Annotated in this window: 13 protein-coding genes; 7 read left to right on the forward strand and 6 right to left on the reverse strand. The window is 42.0% G+C overall.

The features are described 5' to 3' along the window. Nucleotide 1: 1 nt before the first annotated feature. The 6 genes from AC0L6H_RS04000 (at nt 2) to AC0L6H_RS04025 (ending at nt 8,464) form a co-directional block, all read left to right on the forward strand. Nucleotides 2-574 carry a hypothetical protein gene (locus AC0L6H_RS04000; protein ID WP_473392745.1) on the forward strand — a complete coding sequence of 191 codons (573 nt, stop codon included), beginning with the start codon at nt 2-4 and terminating at the stop codon, nt 572-574. Then, on the forward strand, nt 567-2,933 hold the full coding sequence (locus AC0L6H_RS04005; RefSeq protein WP_473392746.1) for a DUF4175 family protein: 2,367 nt from the start codon (nt 567-569) through the stop codon (nt 2,931-2,933). The genes AC0L6H_RS04000 and AC0L6H_RS04005 overlap by 8 nt, the downstream gene beginning before the upstream one ends. Continuing rightward, on the forward strand, nt 2,930-4,795 hold the full coding sequence (locus tag AC0L6H_RS04010) for a translation initiation factor eIF-2B alpha/beta/delta subunit family protein (RefSeq protein WP_473392747.1): 1,866 nt from the start codon (nt 2,930-2,932) through the stop codon (nt 4,793-4,795). Before AC0L6H_RS04005 ends, AC0L6H_RS04010 begins: the two co-directional genes overlap by 4 nt. 154 nt (nt 4,796-4,949) lie before the next feature. Beyond that, a complete protein-coding gene (locus AC0L6H_RS04015; RefSeq protein WP_473392748.1) occupies nt 4,950-6,824 on the forward strand; it encodes a choice-of-anchor I family protein in 1,875 nt (624 codons plus the stop codon). Between the two features lie 87 nt (nt 6,825-6,911). Further along, nucleotides 6,912-7,241, forward strand: a complete 330-nt coding sequence (locus AC0L6H_RS04020) for a hypothetical protein (protein WP_473392750.1) — start codon at nt 6,912-6,914, stop codon at nt 7,239-7,241. Between the two features lie 80 nt (nt 7,242-7,321). Then, nucleotides 7,322-8,464 (forward strand): methyl-accepting chemotaxis protein, encoded by a 1,143-nt coding sequence (locus AC0L6H_RS04025; protein ID WP_473392751.1) that lies wholly within the window; start codon nt 7,322-7,324, stop codon nt 8,462-8,464. A gap of 11 nt (nt 8,465-8,475) precedes the next feature. On the opposite strand, the gene AC0L6H_RS04030 is transcribed toward AC0L6H_RS04025, so the two are convergent. The 5 genes from AC0L6H_RS04030 to AC0L6H_RS04050 form a co-directional block, all read right to left on the reverse strand. After that, nucleotides 8,476-10,149, reverse strand: a complete 1,674-nt coding sequence (locus tag AC0L6H_RS04030) for a phosphoethanolamine transferase (RefSeq protein ID WP_473392752.1) — start codon at nt 10,147-10,149, stop codon at nt 8,476-8,478. A 73-nt stretch (nt 10,150-10,222) separates the two neighbouring features. Next, entirely contained in the window at nt 10,223-10,606 is a 384-nt protein-coding gene (locus tag AC0L6H_RS04035; RefSeq protein ID WP_473392753.1) for a diacylglycerol kinase, read from the reverse strand. Nucleotides 10,607-10,634: 28 nt separating this feature from the next. Further along, complete coding sequence (locus AC0L6H_RS04040; protein ID WP_473392755.1) at nt 10,635-12,428, reverse strand: BamA/TamA family outer membrane protein; 1,794 nt, start codon at nt 12,426-12,428, stop codon at nt 10,635-10,637. Next, nucleotides 12,425-12,721 carry a hypothetical protein gene (locus AC0L6H_RS04045; protein WP_473392756.1) on the reverse strand — a complete coding sequence of 99 codons (297 nt, stop codon included), beginning with the start codon at nt 12,719-12,721 and terminating at the stop codon, nt 12,425-12,427. The genes AC0L6H_RS04040 and AC0L6H_RS04045 overlap by 4 nt, the downstream gene beginning before the upstream one ends. After that, entirely contained in the window at nt 12,709-12,903 is a 195-nt protein-coding gene (locus AC0L6H_RS04050; RefSeq protein ID WP_473392758.1) for a hypothetical protein, read from the reverse strand. The genes AC0L6H_RS04045 and AC0L6H_RS04050 overlap by 13 nt, the downstream gene beginning before the upstream one ends. A 155-nt stretch (nt 12,904-13,058) precedes the next feature. On the opposite strand from AC0L6H_RS04050, the gene AC0L6H_RS04055 reads away from it, so the two are divergent. Continuing rightward, nucleotides 13,059-14,204 (forward strand): M14 family metallopeptidase, encoded by a 1,146-nt coding sequence (locus tag AC0L6H_RS04055; RefSeq protein ID WP_473392759.1) that lies wholly within the window; start codon nt 13,059-13,061, stop codon nt 14,202-14,204. A gap of 76 nt (nt 14,205-14,280) precedes the next feature. Here the strand turns inward: AC0L6H_RS04055 and AC0L6H_RS04060 are convergent, their stop codons facing one another. Next, a complete protein-coding gene (locus AC0L6H_RS04060) occupies nt 14,281-17,316 on the reverse strand; it encodes a TonB-dependent receptor (RefSeq protein ID WP_473392761.1) in 3,036 nt (1,011 codons plus the stop codon). Nucleotides 17,317-17,562 lie beyond the last annotated feature (246 nt).

A 17,562-nucleotide genomic window follows, 5' to 3' on the forward strand; every position in this document is an offset into this window, starting at 1 on the left:
TTTGCAGCCCGCGGATGAATCAGAGCGTACTAAAGCACAAACTAAATCTGTACTCGGCGCTATAACGGCGTTAAATCAATTGCCTCAGGTCAATATTGAAGTCTACCAATACCCTAGGGACGAGATAAGTTATATTATTGATAAGCTAGCACAACAAATACCACCAACAATCATACAAATTGGCGATCCTCAAACCCAACAGATTGAACAAATAAGGTCACAATTGCCAGCGGTAAGGCTTGTTTATGCCAGTGCGCTTGCGCCAATTGAGCGTGACGATTTTCCTATCGCCTTGGCAAATGTCTTATTTGACCAAGCGCTCAACACCGCTTTTTGGCAAAGCGCAACTCTCAATCCGCAAACCATTGCTGATAATGGCGCGGGGATTACAATCGTTAATAATTCGGCTGCTACACCTTATTCACCAGGCATGTTAAATGAGCCTTTAAATATACCGGCATATTTAGCTCTATTTTGCGTCATACTTTTTGCTGGTGAACGCATTTATAGCGAACACAGCGCAAAACAAAGCCGGCGCGTGTCAGGGCAACAAGTAAGTGCGAATAATGGCTGATTTAGTAGCATTACTTAATGAAGCCAAAAAGCAGTGGTGGCAAAGCCATTTAGTACAAGCCTTGGGCTTTGCCTTTGCTGCCTTGTCTGTATTTTTAATAATCAGTATTGTGGTAAATTTACTTGAGTATTTTGATAATGTTATCAGCATTGAAATGCCCAGCTTATGGCTATTTTTAGTAAGCTTTAGTAGCTATTTATTGTATGCGCGTTTTAGCAAGCGCTGGTCAAAACTCAGCCACGCCAATGTCTTAGCCCATCTGAATAGAAAGCTAGTAGCGCTTGAAGAAAGTGCCGAACTCTTATATGCACCGGCCTCCTCGCACACGGCTATGCAAGCTTTGCAGGTCAAGCGTATACAAAAGGAACTCCTTGAACAAAACATTAGCCTAGATCCCAGCTCAATTAGCTTTTTTGATATTAATGGCGCGTTAAAAAAGTGCCTCTATTCGTTTGTTATCGCACTTATCCTCGTTAGCCTATTTAGCGTTAGCGAACGAGACCTGTTTTCACAGCCTGGCGAAAATACGATAGCAAGCAATAAGGCTGCTTCAGATAGCCAAGATATTCAATGGCGGATAACTATCACGCCGCCTGAATACACCCAACTAGGTGCGCAGCGACTTTCATTTACTAACACGACTGCGCAACTAAATATAGAAGCGCCAGAGGGCTCATTGATTGAATGGCAAGCAAGCACTCAGTCTTCAGCATCTTTGCGCCTGAATATATCCCAACAAGCGCCACAAAACTTTGTTGAGCTTAGTCCAAAGCTTTATTCGGCAAGCTTTGTACTTAACGCACCAACGCTTTATTCTATAAGCAATTTAGATATTAATGATGAAAAGACTCCTCAATTCTATTCCTTGAGTATGCTGCGCGATCAGCCTCCTAATATTGAGATAGAAGCGCCTCTTGCTACCGTGACAGAATTTAAGCGCAGTGAAAAGCCAGTGCTAGATTCCCAAGTGATAATATCTGACGATTATGGCTTGAGTGAAGTATTTATAAGCGCATCGATTGCTAAAGGTAGCGGTGAAGCAGTTAAGTTTAGAGATGCAGTATTTCGTTTTGACAGCAATGAAAATCTAACAGTCGCTACACACGATATTGAAGAAACAGACATGCCACAAAGCACGGTGAAAGTGCTGCGTCGCTATGTTAAACATTGGCGTTTTGAAGATCTAGGTATGGAGCCAGGTGATGAACTGTACTTTAGCGTTAATGCCATTGACAATCGACCCGACTCACCGCAGCTAAGTGTCTCACAAACAAAAATACTCAAGTGGCTTGATGATGAAGATGTTGGCATCACAAGCGATGGGATATTAATGGACTTTATTCCCGAATACTTTAAGAGTCAGCGCCAAATCATCATCGAAACCACAGAACTAATTGAACGAAAGCCATTACTTACAACAGAAAAATTTGAAGAAACATCGAAAAACTTAGCCATTGCGCAAAGTGATTTGAAACTGCGCTATGGTCAGTATTTAGGGGATGAGTTTGAAAGTGGGCTTATGCAGACTATGGAAGCCGGGCCAACTATGGCAGAGCATTCTGATGAACAAGAGCACGATCATCAAGACGATGAACAGAGCAATAGCACTAGCGCAGCTACGCATGAGCATGCACATGAGCAAGCGGGTAGTAACGAGTCGGGAATAAGTTCTGGCTTTGATGAAATCATTGAGAAATTTGGGCATAACCATGGTGAAGCTGACTCCGGCGCAGGGCCTAAGAGTGGACAACTTAATCCACGCGCATTAATGAAACTATCGATTAAAAACATGTGGCAAGCTGAGTTGTATTTGCATCTTAGCGACCCTAAAAGCGCCTTACCATACGAGCAAGAAGCGCTCGACTATCTTAACCGCGCACGCAAAGCCCAAAGAGTGTATGTGAAGCGTTTGGGCTTTAAGCCGCCACCGGTAAGTGAGGAGCGCCGATATGAGGGGAAGCTAGAAGACATTATTGAGCCTAATGTTCAGCAATCTTTTGAAATGCTAGAAAGCAGTAGCGTTATAAAAAGTCGGTTTCTTGCTTATTTGAGTCGTGCCTCGGTCTATTCTGAGCAAATGAATGAAGATGCACTGGCGTTAAATCAACAAGTGATTGCGCTATTAAATGCAGAGCTTGCCCAATCAGAAAATACGAATGAGCGACTCGCGGTGTTGGCAATATTAGAAACAATGAACATTGAGAAAAAATGGCCACTGCGTACCTGCGAAGCTTGTTTGAGCCAAATTAGGTCGCTTTTGTGGCAAGATTTACAGGCCCCAGTTGCCCAACCACAAGTACCCAAACAACGTGCTGAGCAAAACTTGCTTGAACATTATCAAAGAGCAATGAAGCCATGATGACTTGGAATGACTTTTATGTGTATCCAAAACTAGACCCCAGTTTGTTTTGCTTGATAGCGCTTGCCGTGCTCTTTACAGTCCTTGTAAATACTGTTTATGTCTACAAGCGTTTACAAACGCGTAAAGTAAGATGCGGCTTTGTTATTGGCCTCAATGTTCTCCTTGCCGCCGTGTTTTTAAGTTTGTTTTTACAATTTGTGGTTAAACACCAAAGTAATAACACACTACATATTGTCAGCTCTGAAATAAGCAATATAAGTCAGCGCATAGGAGACACTGAGCATATTATTGATTACCCGGTATCTGTCGCTGAAGTCGCACAGCATTTACCTTACTATAACGAACTTGTTATCCATGGTGATGGCTTTTCAGAGTATCAGTGGCAACAGCTTAATGCCTTAGGCACGCTTAATGATGATGCTTTATCAACGTTAAGTATACGTGCAGGGCAGCCCGCTCCTACGCAATTAGGGTTTTCAAGCGCTAATTGGCAAAGGCAAATCATCATTGGAGAATCGCTAGATATAGCGCTGCGATTGTCTGAACAACAAACCCCGCAGTCTATATACGAAATTCGCCTGTATGATCCTACAAACACGTTACTTGATATAAAAAAGGCCAGAGCTGGCGAATATCTAAATTTTAGCACTATACCTCCTGCTCAAGGACAGTGGTTGTATCGCATTGCAATAGTCGACAACAATGACCTAGAGTTAGTATCTGAGAATATAAGTGTTGAGGTAAGGTCGGGCACTCAAACACAAGTGCTAATCGTGCAATCAGCGCCCTCTTTTGAAACTCGGCATCTACAAAATTGGTTATCAAACCAAGGTAGCCAAGTGCGTGTAGTGACGCAAATAAGCCAAGCAAAATTTAAACAACAAGCTTTGAATATTACTGGCGAACAAGCCGCCTTGTGGGACGCTAGGGCTTGGGAGCAATCCTTGGCGTGGGCCGACCTATTGATAGTCGACTACCGTTTTTTATTGCAAGTTTCAGCGCAACAAAAAGCCCGCATTATGCAAGCAATTGAGCTGGGCTTGGGTGTATATGTGCTAGCAGATAGTCAATTTTTACAAGCGCCTCATCCAGACTTTATTACGCAAATAATAAGCCAGCTAAAGCTCATTTCAAGTGAACAAGATGCTGCCTTGTTTTCTTGGAATAGCGAAACATCAAAGGAGCCTATCGCGGCACTTGGCGCTCGCTTTGAAAACAGCACCAAGCTTTTAGTGCAAGATGAGAACCAACAAGGCTTAGTGGGTTTCGCAGGCCATGGTCAGGGTAAACTGGCAATTGCGCTTAGCCAAAACACATTTCAATGGCGCATATCAGGTGACCGCCAGCTTCATAGCCAATATTGGCAAATGATTATTGAAAAGCTTGGTAGAGCGAGTCAAAAAGTAAACTGGCAAGTGGCTAATCAAACCTTATTGCATGCAAGGCAGCACAGTTTTAGCTTGTGTGCAGATAATTTAAGCCAAACGCAGCGTCTTATACTAACAACACCAAAGAATTTGCAGTATGAGCTCAAACACCATGAACATGCACTTTATGAAAATAGGCGTTGTGCGGCTATCAGCCCAGATACAAAAGGATGGTATCAACTTAAGACAGAGTTAGTAGATGAGCCAAATACAAGCATCACAAAATCAGCCTTTTACCTTGATGGCAACGAGACTTGGCAAGCCTTCAATCAATATGAAAAACGCCTAGCCAGTGCTAAGCAAATTCAAAATCATCAGGCCAAAAACAGAGTTACACAGTGGCGGGCGATACCAAGCTGGATAACCTTTGGTATTTTTGTGTTTTTAGCCGCGCTGCTGTGGTCTGAACAGCGCTGGTTTAGTAATCTTTAGTAGTCTTTAGCGTTCTTTTGCATGACTTCATCATATCCTACGCTAGCAAACAATTAATATTTCCTTAAAGTTAATGTCACCTTAGCTTCACTTTTCCTTCATGTTTTTGTCATGGCTTGTTTTTATTCTTGCAAAAAAATTTAAGGATAAACACATGAATAAACAAATGCTCATATCGGTCGTACTGCTAACGACCCTTTCTCTTTCTGGTTGTTTTCTAGAAGGCGATGACGGTGCCCAGGGGCCAGCTGGTCCTCAAGGGAGTCAAGGTCCCGCTGGTGGTGATGGTCAACAAGGAAGCTCAGGGGAAGATGGAAAAAACGCTCCTAGGGATTTATCAATCGAAGTTGTAGGGCGCTTTGCCACCGGCACCTATGGCAAGAGTGCTGCAGAAATAGTTCAATTCCACGGCCCATCACAATCAGTATTCGCAATCAATGGTGCTGACAACCAGATAGAAGTCATTAGCTTAGCGACCTTGCCCGGCGTAGAAGTAGGCAATCCAATAAATGACGAAAGCTTAAGCTCCACCGCATTTACCTTTGAAAATACCGTTACGGTAGTTGACGCCCAAGGAATGAATACGCAAGTCCTTTTAGGTGACGCTAACTCGATTGCCATTTATGACAATATGCTTGCTATCGCAGTCGCGGCAGATACACCGCAAAATGCTGGGGCAGTGCTGTTTTACAACTTGGAAGTAACAGGGCAAGGAAGCTTTCTAAAAGCTGTGCAAACAGGTGCTTTACCAGACATGGTGACCTTCACCCCAGATGGTAGCAAGCTACTAGTAGCAAACGAAGGGGAACCTAACACGGACTACAGTGTTGACCCTGAGGGTTCTATATCCGTTATTGCTATAAATCAGGGGATACCTGATGATCAAGCTGCGTCAATAAATTTCAGTAGCGATATGCGTTTTAGTAGTGATTTAATCGACTCAGAAGACTACGACACCGACGCAAAAAGAATGGCTCTTCTGACCCAAGCTGGCGTTAAATTTGCTGGCCCACAAGGCAATACAGTTGCAAAAGATTTAGAGCCTGAATACATCACAGTATCGGCTGACGGCAAAACCGCTTATGTCTCTTTGCAAGAGAACAACGCAATAGCTGTTGTTAATTTGGACGAAATGACCCTAGAAGTAAAAGCATTAGGCTACAAAGACTGGGGCTTATACGATATTGACTATAGCAATGACGACGAAATCGTAAACTTTCGCAAATTACCCGGAGTTTTTGGTCTTTACCAACCCGATACCATCGCAAGTTATCAATACAATGGTGTAGATTTTATACTAACGGCCAACGAGGGCGACGCCAGAGACTACGACGCCTACTCTGAAGAAATCAGAGTCCGCGACATAGTTGACCCCGACGAGCTGAACGCCACCCTAGCGCCAGCCCTACAAGCAATTTATGACCAAACTGGCGCGCGTAACGGACTAGGCCGCCTTAAAGTAACGAGTGCGCTAGGTGATGCTAATAATGATGGAGAATACGAAGCACTTTACAGTTATGGCGGTCGCTCTTTCTCTATTTATGACCAAAATATCAACCAAGTTTACGATTCGGGTGATGACTTTCTTAAAATTAGTTCTGCAATATTAGGGAATAATTTTAATAGCGCGCATACTGAAAACAAAGGCGACAATCGCTCTGATGATAAAGGCGGAGAACCGGAAGCCTTGGATGTGGGCATGATTGATGGCAGAAATTACGCATTTATCGGTTCAGAACGCTCAGGTGATCTTTTCATTTACGATGTGACTAATCCCTTCAATGTAAGCTTTGTTTCGCACTACAACAATCGAGATTTCAGCGTTGATTTCGAATTGGACGACGATTTAGATAACCCTTGCGATGAAAATGAAGGACTAGATTGTACACAAGTAGCAAACGCTGGTGACTTAGGCCCTGAAAGCATTAAATTTATTGGGGAAGACGATAGTCCTAATGGCAAGCCTTTATTGCTTATAGGAAATGAAGTAAGTGGCACAGTAACAGTCTATCAGGTTTTACTAGACTAAAGGCGTACGCACATGGCTATAAATGCTAAAGCGAAACCCATAACTTGCAGATAAGAAAGTACTTCGTTTATTTTTTGGTCAGCTTTTATGAGCTTTAGCATTTTACTATTTAGCGCTATAACAATTGTTGCAATAATTGGGCATCTGTTTTTACCAAGCGCTTACGCCTTGATGAGTGTCGTCGTTTCAAGTGGAATATCATTATATTGCTTGTATCATCAACAAACAAAAACCCAAATTGCACAGGATGAAGCAGGTTCACAGAAAAGTGCAACATCGCTCAGTGTTGCTCAAAAAATTGAAAATCAAGCAAGTAGAATCGCAATCGGCAGTGCTAGTGTTTCTTATTTCATCGATCAGCTTGCTCGTTTTTTTCCGAACAAGCGCAAAGCAACAAAGAGATCGCTACTCGAATAAGTCATCTTGAAGACGCAAACGCCCAGATTTTAGTCCTAAGTGACGACGTAAATTCAAAAATTACCGAATCTGAGCAAGAGGTGACCGCATCGATAGATACGCTAAATGAGGTTAGTGCACAGCAACAAGGCCTTGGCGAACAAATTGCAAGCACAACAACTTTGCTACATGAGCTACGAGACAACGCCGCTGATATTTCCAATATTGTCGTCACCATTAATCAACTCGCCGAACAAACGAATATGCTTGCCTTAAATGCAGCAATTGAAGCAGCCAGAGCTGGCGAACAAGGCAGAGGATTTGCGGTCGTTGCCGATGAGGTGAGAAACCTTGCAAAGCGAACAACAGATGCGACCCAAGGAATAGAAGTTGTACTTAACCAAATAACCCACAAAAGTGAAAATTCGGTTGCAGCTATTTCACAAGTGTCACAAAGCGGCCTAAAAATGAGCGAACTTGTTGGCGATACGTCCAGTAGGTTAAATGAATCAATGCAAACAGTTAAGCTCGCTCAAAGTGCAATGCAAAAGTTAAATACGAGTATCGAAAATACTAAACAAGACAGCAGCGGAATTGCGCAGATTGCGCATAAGGTATACGAGTCAGTAGATTCGCACACCTCACATTTACGAGAAGTTTCGCAAAAAGCGGTAGACGTAAGCAATCATACCGAGTCCATTTTTAGGGCTATTTCGGTATTTGAACGTAACAGCAAACATAAAAGTGTTCAGCAAATTGCAATGCAGGCTGCTGCGCAAATTGCTAAGCTACTAGAACAAGCAATTAGCGATTCAACACTGGGCCAGCAAGATGTTTTTGATACTCAGTATCAACTCATAGAAGGTACTAATCCGCCAAAATACCACACTAAGTATGATCAATTCACCGATGCTAATTTCCCAATTGTACAAGAGCCTATTTTAGCGCAAAACGACTTTATTATTTATGCAGGCGCGGTTGATGTTAACGGCTACTTTCCTACTCATAACAAAAAGTTTGCCCAAACGCCAACGGGAAACTATGAAAAAGATCTGGTGATAAGCCGTTCTAAACGAATGTTTAATGATCCAACGGGCATCCGTTGCGGCACGAATACAGAGACCTTTTTGCTGCAAACCTATAAGCGTGACACCGGAGAAATCATGCACGATTTATCTGTACCTATTATCGTCAATGGCAAGCATTGGGGCGGTTTCAGAATAGGCTACACCGCTGACTGTTAAGACCCAATGGCTTAATTGACTAGCGCGACATCTTCGTGATGGTGACGACATTGCGCAAAGCTATCGCGCTGCTCCGTATATTGCGCACTTTTAATTGATGTAATGCCCAAGACGATATCAAACAAGTTGTCGTGTGAGACTTCATTTTGTGCTGCTGTTTGATAGCAAGTGGCTTGATCTGCGCTAAGTAAATTACTCTGCCAAAATAGCATAGGCACATGAGTTTGCTCTTCTGGCGCAAAAGCATAGGGCATACCATGTAAAAACACTCCTTTTTCGCCTAAGGATTCACCGTGATCAGAGACATAAAGCATGGCGCTTTGGACATTTGTCTTTTGTTCTACCTGCACTAACTTTTTAATAATCTCACTGAGCACAAAGTCGGTATAGGCAATAGTATTGTCGTAGGTATTAACTATTTCCTCTTCGGTACAATGCTGAATATCGCTGCGGCGACAATCGGGTAAAAAAGTGCGCATATCACTTGGATAGCGTTTAAAATAAGTCGGCCCATGAGAACCCATCATATGCAGCACAATAAGGGTGTTTTTAGACTCTAGCTTGTCAAGTTTTGCTTGTAAGGGCGCTAACAATACCTCATCTAAACAATATTGAGAGTCGCACAAAGGATTTGCACTATTGGGCTCGATTTCAATTGTATTCACTCTTGCACAAACACCTTTACAACTGCCGTTATTATTGTCTATCCACAGCACATTCATACCCGCAGAACTCGCTAAATCTACCAAGTTTTGTTGCGCATTTGCGTGCCTATAGTCGTATGACGTTCTATCTAAGCGAGAGAACATACAAGGTAGCGATACGGCAGTAGCGGTGCCACAAGACGACATATGCGTAAATGAAACGATGCCAGTATTTTCAGTATAGTGATTGGTTTTTTGGTCGTAACCATTTAAGGAAAAATTTTGTGCTCGTGCTGTCTCGCCTATCACAAGTACCGTTACTTTAGCTCTGCTGTCTGATGCATCCATCAGTGGCATTTTATCGAGCACTTTAAACGGTAGGGGGCTTGAAAAGTAATGTAAGTTTACATACTTGACGCTCGCATCTAAAAATTTATAAGGCGTGATGTAGCCCAGTAAATGTGGGTTGTTTCTGCCCACCGCGGCATAGTTGGCAAAAAAGGCACTTCCTATAACAAAGACTATTAAGCTGTTAGCAGCAATAAGTTTAGTACGCGAGAATAAAGCCCTAGCAGCTGACCGTTCTTTTATCTTTGTCATCATTATCAGCAAGGCTGGCAATCCACCGAAAATACAAATAAAGCCGATGGCATAGGCATTAACATAGCTTAGAGCTTCATTAAGGTCGCTTTCAAAACCGTTCTGAATCATGGCTTTGTCAAATACAATCCCGTAGGTGAAGGTAGCGTAGAATAGGGTCGACGAAAGTAACACTGTTATAACGAGTAAGGGTTTCAATAGCTTCGAAACGCCAAGCATACTATTGATAAGAATGAACAAACTCGTAAGAAATACAGGTACCGAAAGTGCAAAAATAACTTCGTATTCAGGCATATTGTTCATCGCATTAAATACGTGTAATAGAAAGGGTAAATTACACACAAAGCATAGGTAGAGACAACTCACGACTATTAGTTTGTTCGCAGAAAATTGATGACTTTGGTAATTTGCTTTTAGCGTCTTGATTATTGTGAAATTCATAGTAGCTTCTTAATATAACAGTCTGTTTTAAATAAATTTATTGGGATAATGTGCTTTTCGCCATTGCGTTGATTTACTGTAAAAAGGTAAAAACGGCTTCACCCCATACCAACATCAAAATAGTGAGCGCGACAAAGACCGCCGCTGACCCTAAATCTTTTGCTCTTCCAATCAAAATGTGATGTTCTAAAGTGATGCTATCAGCGAGGGCTTCTAGTGCCGAATTGACTATTTCAGCAAACAAGACAAGTAAAAGTGAACATGTCAGCAATAGCCAAGACTGCCTCGTATCAGCAAGGACAAAACTAAAAGGCATTAAAAGGGTAACCATTACTAACTCTTGTCTAAATGCGGATTCGTGCAACCACGCTGCTTTAAATCCTTTTATTGAGCACGAAGTGGCGTTACATAAACGTACTAAACCCAAGCCGTTTTGTTTATTCGTTGTATCTGTCATTGCTATCTCACTTCAAAGATTCTATTGATTAAAAAGATTTTTTTATTTGTAAGCGCCACTGCCACGCATCCACGTTGCGAGCGCTTTCAAAGGGTTTTGCCATATCCATGTGAATAACGCTTTTATGACTCGAACGTGACGAATATAAGCGTATCCCGGCACCAATGCTGCTTAAGGTCGCGTCGGTTTCATTAAAGCGAGCTAACTCGCCACCCCATGCCTTGCCTACATCGGCAAAAATAACAAAGCCAAGGTCGAGTATTTTCAGGATGTTGTAGTCAGTATAAAAACGCGCTTCTATTGAACTAGAAAAACGCTTGTCACCATGTTGATATTGCAAGGGATAGCCTCTTACGCCGTTTTCGTCACCCATTGACACTGGCATGTCTAAAAAATTGTTATGTGAAGAAGTACCAGAAATACGGCCATAGGTGCCAATCAAGTCGGTAAAGCGTTTGAAATATTCAAGATTACCCGAAAGCAAATATTGGTCTGGATTAGCAGTATTGAGATGCGCTTCACCATCAATTGAAAACAGTAATAAACCGTCGTATAGAGCCATACCTTTGCTTGACGCAAGATTTAGGTGATAGCCAAAATCACTATCAGGGGCGATATCATTTATCTCCAAGCCTAATGAAAGCTCATGGTGCCAACCTAAATTGATATCTTCTGTTTGCTTAATAAGATAGACATCGGTCATCGTTTGAAATTTGCGTTCGCTATACTCGATACCTACCCAAGGGTACTGAAAATCACGATCTTGGGGGAGAAAGAAAATATCTACAGAAGATAAGGTATCGCGCGGGGCAAAGTCGGCCGAATCATCTGTGTAACCAAATTTAATACGTGTACTGCTGTAGTCATCTTGGGACAATTGCCAACCCCCAGATATAGCATAACGATGACTAATCTGATTAAAACTGTTGCGCGTAAAACCATTTTGAAAAATATCTTCTGTTTTTTCATTCTGAAAAAATGAAACATGAAACATATTTTCACTGCGTAATTGATAAAAGGGCTTATCAAATTCAACATGCACAAGTTGGCCATCGTCATTATTCATAAAATCGAAAAGTACCGTTGAATAATCCACATAAGGAAAAGGCGATTTAAGCGTAAATTGATATCCTGTTCGTTGTTCATCACTGTTGTACTTAAAGCGTGCACGGATGCCTGTGCCAAGCACATTATCTTCTTTAATGCCTAAAGAAAGTTTATTTTGACCGCCTTTACGTCCAAAACTCACCGTTGGTGTTAAAGACCAGTTATCCCAGGTTTGTATTTCTATTTGAGCGGCTTCATAAATGTCGCATGATTCTCTAAACGTGATGCGCACATCTCGGATGTAAGGCTGACTGCGAATAATTCTTTCTGCTTCTAATAGATCTTGCTCATCTAGTTCATCTCCTTCTTTAAAAGGTAGTCTTTCTCGAATAACATCCTCTTTTGTGGTGATATGCATCCAGTTAGCTAAATGATGAAGCGCCATTGTGCCTTCTTCTTTCTCGTCAAAAATAGTATTGTTTGTCACCTCGATACCGGCGACTTGACGTTTTTGTTTTGCTTGGCTGGTCCCTGCGCTAGTGTCTTGCGCCTTGTTCAAGCCGGTATCGCAACTTATCGTTGGCAACATTTTTGATTCTAAGGAACTATTCTCAACAGAGACTTCTTTTGGAGGCTTTTCTTTTTGCTCAATATATCCGGAGCGTTGTTCTTGGGACAGAGGCTCATTCGAAAAGGTAGTGGCATGAAAACCAAGGCCTAGACCCATGATAAACACAGTTTGAGTGAGCCTTTGTAAGGACGAAAACCTTATCACTGTGGCAACCTATAGGATTTGTCTTGATATGCACGTACAGGCCATATCGAATAAGCTAAGGCAGTGTTATATAGTTCAGGGGCAACTTGCGCAGGGATTAGATGCCCATTGTCGTAAACAAACTGCAAAGCTTGCTTTTCTTTTTGTAAGATAACTACGCGGTTTTCTTCCATGTATGCAAAGTTATTTGCAAATTGCATAATCGCTCTGCCCGGTGCTTCGGCGACTTCTTTTCGAGTTAAGTCTCGGCCCACAGCAGGATGGGTAGTTTCAACTCCTATCAGCGATAACATAGTGGGCAACATACGATATCAAAGCGAACACCCTGCAATAGCACAAACCAAAACCCGTTCACATCGGCCACACGCTCGAATTGCCAAAGCGTTAAGCCTAGGCGAGAGAAACTCAAAAAAAGTAGCATGCTTCCAATAAAGCCTAATATTGGATAGGTCCACTTAAAATGATTTTCTTGCATGAATGTTGCCTCTGTTTTTACTTCAGTTGAGGAGAATAAGCATTGGTATGTGAGCAGAATGTCATAGGAAACTTAAGCCAAGCTTAAGCCGATGTAATTGGGAATAATTTACAAGGCGGTGTTGATGCTTTATTGTCAGAGCAACTTAACTATTCATGCTGTTTATACAAATGATGCAAGAAGCAAAAAATCGCGTAAATAAATCTTACATAGCCGTTGCCCAAAACGCCTCAGGGCGCAGTTTAAACGTTCCTATTTATCGTATTAGTGACAATCAGCCAGGCCCAAGTGTGTATATTCAAAGCTCGATACATGGAGCAGAAGTGCAGGGCAATGTGGTTATTTACCATCTGTTGCAGGCGCTTAAAAATACCGCGATAAAAGGCGAAATTGTCCTTGTGCCTAACTGCAATCCAGTGGGCACAAACATTAAAGCCGGTGAATATACAATGGGGCGCTTTGATCCAGTCAATGGCACTAATTGGAACCGCGGCTATTTTTATGACGAAGCTAGAGTGCATAGTTTTGCTGATTCAGTTAGCGAAAAACAAAGTCAAGAAGATATTAAGCAAAAATTTAGAAGCCTCTGGGCTGACGCAATTGAAGACAAGCTAGCGCAAAAATGGGGCTTAGGCTTGGCGCAGCAGCTTAACCTAACATTGCAAAGAATGGCGGTTAAAGCCGATATTGTGCTCGATTTGCACAATGGCCCGGTGTCTACTCGCCATGTGTACATACCAGAATATGCAAAAGAGGCGGCGCATCAATTTTCTATCCCTCATTGTATTTTTATTCCCAATGTATTTGCAGGTGCGCTAGATGAAGCGTGCTTTAGCCCGTGGTGGACGCTTCAAGAGGTATTAAAAGACAAGCTCGGCAAATCGCTAGACTTTGGTGTACAGGCCTTTACCCTTGAAATGGGAAGCCAAGAAGTCATAGATTTTAAAGAGGGTGAAAAAGATGCACGCAGCATCATGGGCTTTTTGGCCTGCAAGGGTGTGTTGAGTCAGGACGAATTTAGACCTGAAAAGATGCGCAGAATCGGCGTTTCATTGGCTAACTATAAAACCATGTTTACAGATTTTGGAGGGATGGTGGAATATGTGGTTAAACCGGGACAGGAAGTTCAAAGAGGAGAGGTGATGGCAAAAGTGCTGAATATTGACGACCTTGATAGTAGCAAAGCCATTCATGAAGTCATTGCACCTTGTAAGCTTATTCCTATATTGCACTTTCCGTCGGCATCAGTACTTAGTAGAACGAAGTTGTATAAATGCTTTACCGAATACGAAGAACTCTAAGCTTTAACAAACTGGCAGACAATAAAAAGCCCGGAATATCCGGGCTTTTTTGTAGCTAAGTGATAGTCAGTAACTACTAGAAGTTGTAGTTAAAGCCTATACGCATTTGCCATAAGGACGCGTCACCAATTCTGTTTTCTGGCGTAGTGTCGCCAACTTGAACAGTGTTAAATGACACACGTTCTGCAACACCCCAATCGTCATTTAAGAAGTTAGTGAAGTTGTCGATGACGAAGAACACGCTAGAGCTGTGGCCTTCAAACAAACCCGGTAGCTCTTGGTTTACGCGAACGTCAATTTTGCTCCACCATGAACCATCTTCACCGTTACGCTCGTTACCCATAGGCAATACGTTGTTGCTATCAAGGAATGGTGTGAAGTTATAAACGCCATTACTGTCATTTCTAGACAAGGTAAAGCTATAAGGACGACCAGATTGAATCAGACCTACCGCAGAGAATGTCGTTTCTAGACCATCAAGCAACTCTACACCGTAACGTAATGAAGAAGTGAAACGATGTTCAATGTTGTAGTCAGACAAGCTAGACACTTGCTCTTGCGGGTCAGTAAATGCTCTGAACTGGTAGTTAGAGAAAGCAACTGAGCTAGTCATTGGCTGTACATCTTCAGCATGGTTATATGCATAACCGGTGGTTAGCATAATGCCGTTATCGTATTCCTTCATTAGGCCAAATGACAATGTGTACGAGGTACTAGACGTTGAGCTGTTTGTAAGTACAAATGATGGAAGTCTAACGCTATCGTAGATAGGATAACCTTCGTCGTTCGTTCCTACTTGCTCTAAATCGCCGCGTAAAACGATTGCTTGATTGCTTGTACGTGATAATAATAAGTCAGCTTGCAGTACGTAGTCACTATCAGTGATGTGAGTTACGCCTAAAGACAACTTAGTTTCTGATGGTATTTCAAAATCGGGGTCAAAATAGTTAATTTCGAAGTTTGCACCGTCACCAGCAGCAACTGCATCAAAAAGTTCTTTTGGAATACCGTAGCCTGGGCCATTTGGTGCACCACTTTCTACCGCTTCGTATACAACATCGTCGTCAAATAATGAACGAGAGCCATCGGTATAACCGAAGTTACGGCCACGTTGACCAAATTGTAGTACGTTGTTGTTTGAGAAGTTGTTAGAGAACCAAACGTTCGGGTTACCACCACTGAATATACCTAAACCACCGCGAATATCTGTAGACTCGTCGAATGAATAGTTAAATCCAATTCTTGGTTGGAACAAACCTTCGCCATCTAAGTTGCTTGAGTTTGAGAAACCGTAAGAAGCAGTAAAGTCAGGGTTTTCTTCAGGGGCAGCATCCGTGGTGTACCAATCATAACGGAAACCTACTTTTAACTTGAGATCGTCTGTAGGGTAAAACTCGTCTTGTACATAAAGTGAGTTGATTTCGTAATCCCAAACAGCGGCTGCATCATTTGGATCGCCTGAAGGCGCGTTATTGTAGTAGATAGCACTTGGTGTTCCAGCTTCGAAATCATCAATGCTTCTGAAACGAATTTCAGTTTCAGTATGTTGAACGAAGACGTTAAATACGCTTAATTCTTCGCGTTCAAAACCAAAGGTGATGCTGTGATCGTTATCAGTAATGTAGTTACCACGGAAGATTAAACCGCCCACATCATAGTTAAGGTCGTTAGCTTGACGGCTATCATCACCACCGATGTAAACAGTTACGTCACCAGTATCAATTTGCATTTCACCAAACTGGCTTCCGCCAACGATGCCGGCTGCGTTCTCAAGTGAAATCTGTCTATTATCAACTTCAAGATAAGATAAACGTAACTCAGTTGAGAAGTTGTCAGCCCAATCTGAATATAGAGAGAACTGATGAGCGTTAAGCTCAACACCAACTTCGTATAAGTGATTTTGTAATTCGAATTCGTCAAAGTCACCGTCAGAAGTGTTGATGAAGAAACCATCGTTGTAGTTGTAGGTGTAGCTTAAACGATGCTGGTCGTTGATGTTCCAATCTAGTTTAACTAGCAGTTTTTCGTCTTCTTCTGGCAAACTAGTAGGGACAGGACCTGGATCGTAGTTATATAGATTGTTAGAAATAGAAATGATTCTATCTAAATCAGACTGGCTTAAATCAATTTCATTTAAGGCGCCAGAACCAGTTGCACCGCGCGTAAAGATGCTCGAACCTTCATATTTTTCATAAGAAGCAAAAGCGAATAGAGTATCTTCAATTAAAGAGAAACCAACGTTAAAACCGTAGCGCTTATCATCATTATCAGGTACGTTGATATCGTCGCCTTCTAGTGAATCACCACCAAAATCGCTATCGCCGTAATCGTAGAAGAAACCACCTGTTAAGTCATTGGTACCTGATTTAGTTACCGCATTGATGTTACAACCAGTAAAACCAGTGTAAACCACGTCAAATGGTGCAATTTCAACAGATACTTGGTCGATTGCGTCGTAAGAGAATGGCATTCTTACAGTAGGATAACCGTTTGAACCAAGACCAAAAGAGTCATTCATTTTTACGCCGTCAACAGTTAAGCTGTTGAAACGGTTACTTTTACCAACGCACTGTACTGGGTTAGAGTCGCCGCGCGTTTCGTCAACATATACTCTTGGGTCAAGACGAATAACATCGGTGATGTTTCTGTTGATAGCAGGTGCGCTTTGTAAATCTTCTAGATTAAAGGTTGCCGCTGGACCAACTTGACCAAGGAAAGACGATGATAACTGGCTAGCAGAAACCGTAATAACTTCTACGCTTGATGCATCTTCTAGTTGTAAATCAACGTCATATGCTTCACCTAAGCTTAAAAACACGCCATCTACTGTCGTATCTTGAAATGTGTCAGAATCAATAATTACTTGATAAGGACCACCAACACGTAAGCCTGAAAGTGAGAAGCTACCATTGCTGTTTACAGTTGCTTTACGCACTGTTCCAGATGGCATATGAATAACAGTTACAACGGTACCACTGGCTGCATTTCCGCTTGGGTTGGTAATTGTACCTTCAATTGCAGACGATGTTTCTTGTGCCATAGTGGCAGTCGAAAGACCAACCGATAAAGCAACCGCTAAAGCGATTTTGCTTATTTTGGTGTTTGTAAACATTTAAGTTTCCCTATGTGTTTTTATTGAATAATGCTGTAAATTTCGGCGCGAATTGTCCATGCTTTTGTTTACAGAATTATGACAATTATAATGATTAATCTATTTTTTATATGTTTGTGTGTGTGAAGTGTCGACGTAGCGTCAACACAGTGGCCTAAGGATAAACCGTAACGCGCTGTTTGGCAAATTTGCATAGCTAAAAACCGAATAATTTTCATACAATTCCCGGCCTTATTTTTCATCACC

The sequence above is a fragment of the Glaciecola sp. G7-5 genome (genome assembly GCF_055808975.1).

Bases quoted from the DNA above. Each gene is read 5' to 3' on its own strand.
- AC0L6H_RS04005 (WP_473392746.1), top strand. From the start codon at position 567: ATGGCTGATTTAGTAGCATTACTTAATGAAGCCAAAAAGCAGTGGTGG.
- AC0L6H_RS04010 (WP_473392747.1), top strand. From the start codon at position 2,930: ATGATGACTTGGAATGACTTTTATGTGTATCCAAAACTAGACCCCAGT.
- AC0L6H_RS04015 (WP_473392748.1), top strand. From the start codon at position 4,950: ATGAATAAACAAATGCTCATATCGGTCGTACTGCTAACGACCCTTTCT.
- AC0L6H_RS04020 (WP_473392750.1), top strand. From the start codon at position 6,912: ATGAGCTTTAGCATTTTACTATTTAGCGCTATAACAATTGTTGCAATA.
- AC0L6H_RS04030 (WP_473392752.1), bottom strand. From the start codon at position 10,149: ATGAATTTCACAATAATCAAGACGCTAAAAGCAAATTACCAAAGTCAT.
- AC0L6H_RS04035 (WP_473392753.1), bottom strand. From the start codon at position 10,606: ATGACAGATACAACGAATAAACAAAACGGCTTGGGTTTAGTACGTTTA.
- AC0L6H_RS04045 (WP_473392756.1), bottom strand. From the start codon at position 12,721: ATGTTATCGCTGATAGGAGTTGAAACTACCCATCCTGCTGTGGGCCGA.
- AC0L6H_RS04050 (WP_473392758.1), bottom strand. From the start codon at position 12,903: ATGCAAGAAAATCATTTTAAGTGGACCTATCCAATATTAGGCTTTATT.
- AC0L6H_RS04055 (WP_473392759.1), top strand. From the start codon at position 13,059: ATGCTGTTTATACAAATGATGCAAGAAGCAAAAAATCGCGTAAATAAA.
- AC0L6H_RS04060 (WP_473392761.1), bottom strand. From the start codon at position 17,316: ATGTTTACAAACACCAAAATAAGCAAAATCGCTTTAGCGGTTGCTTTA.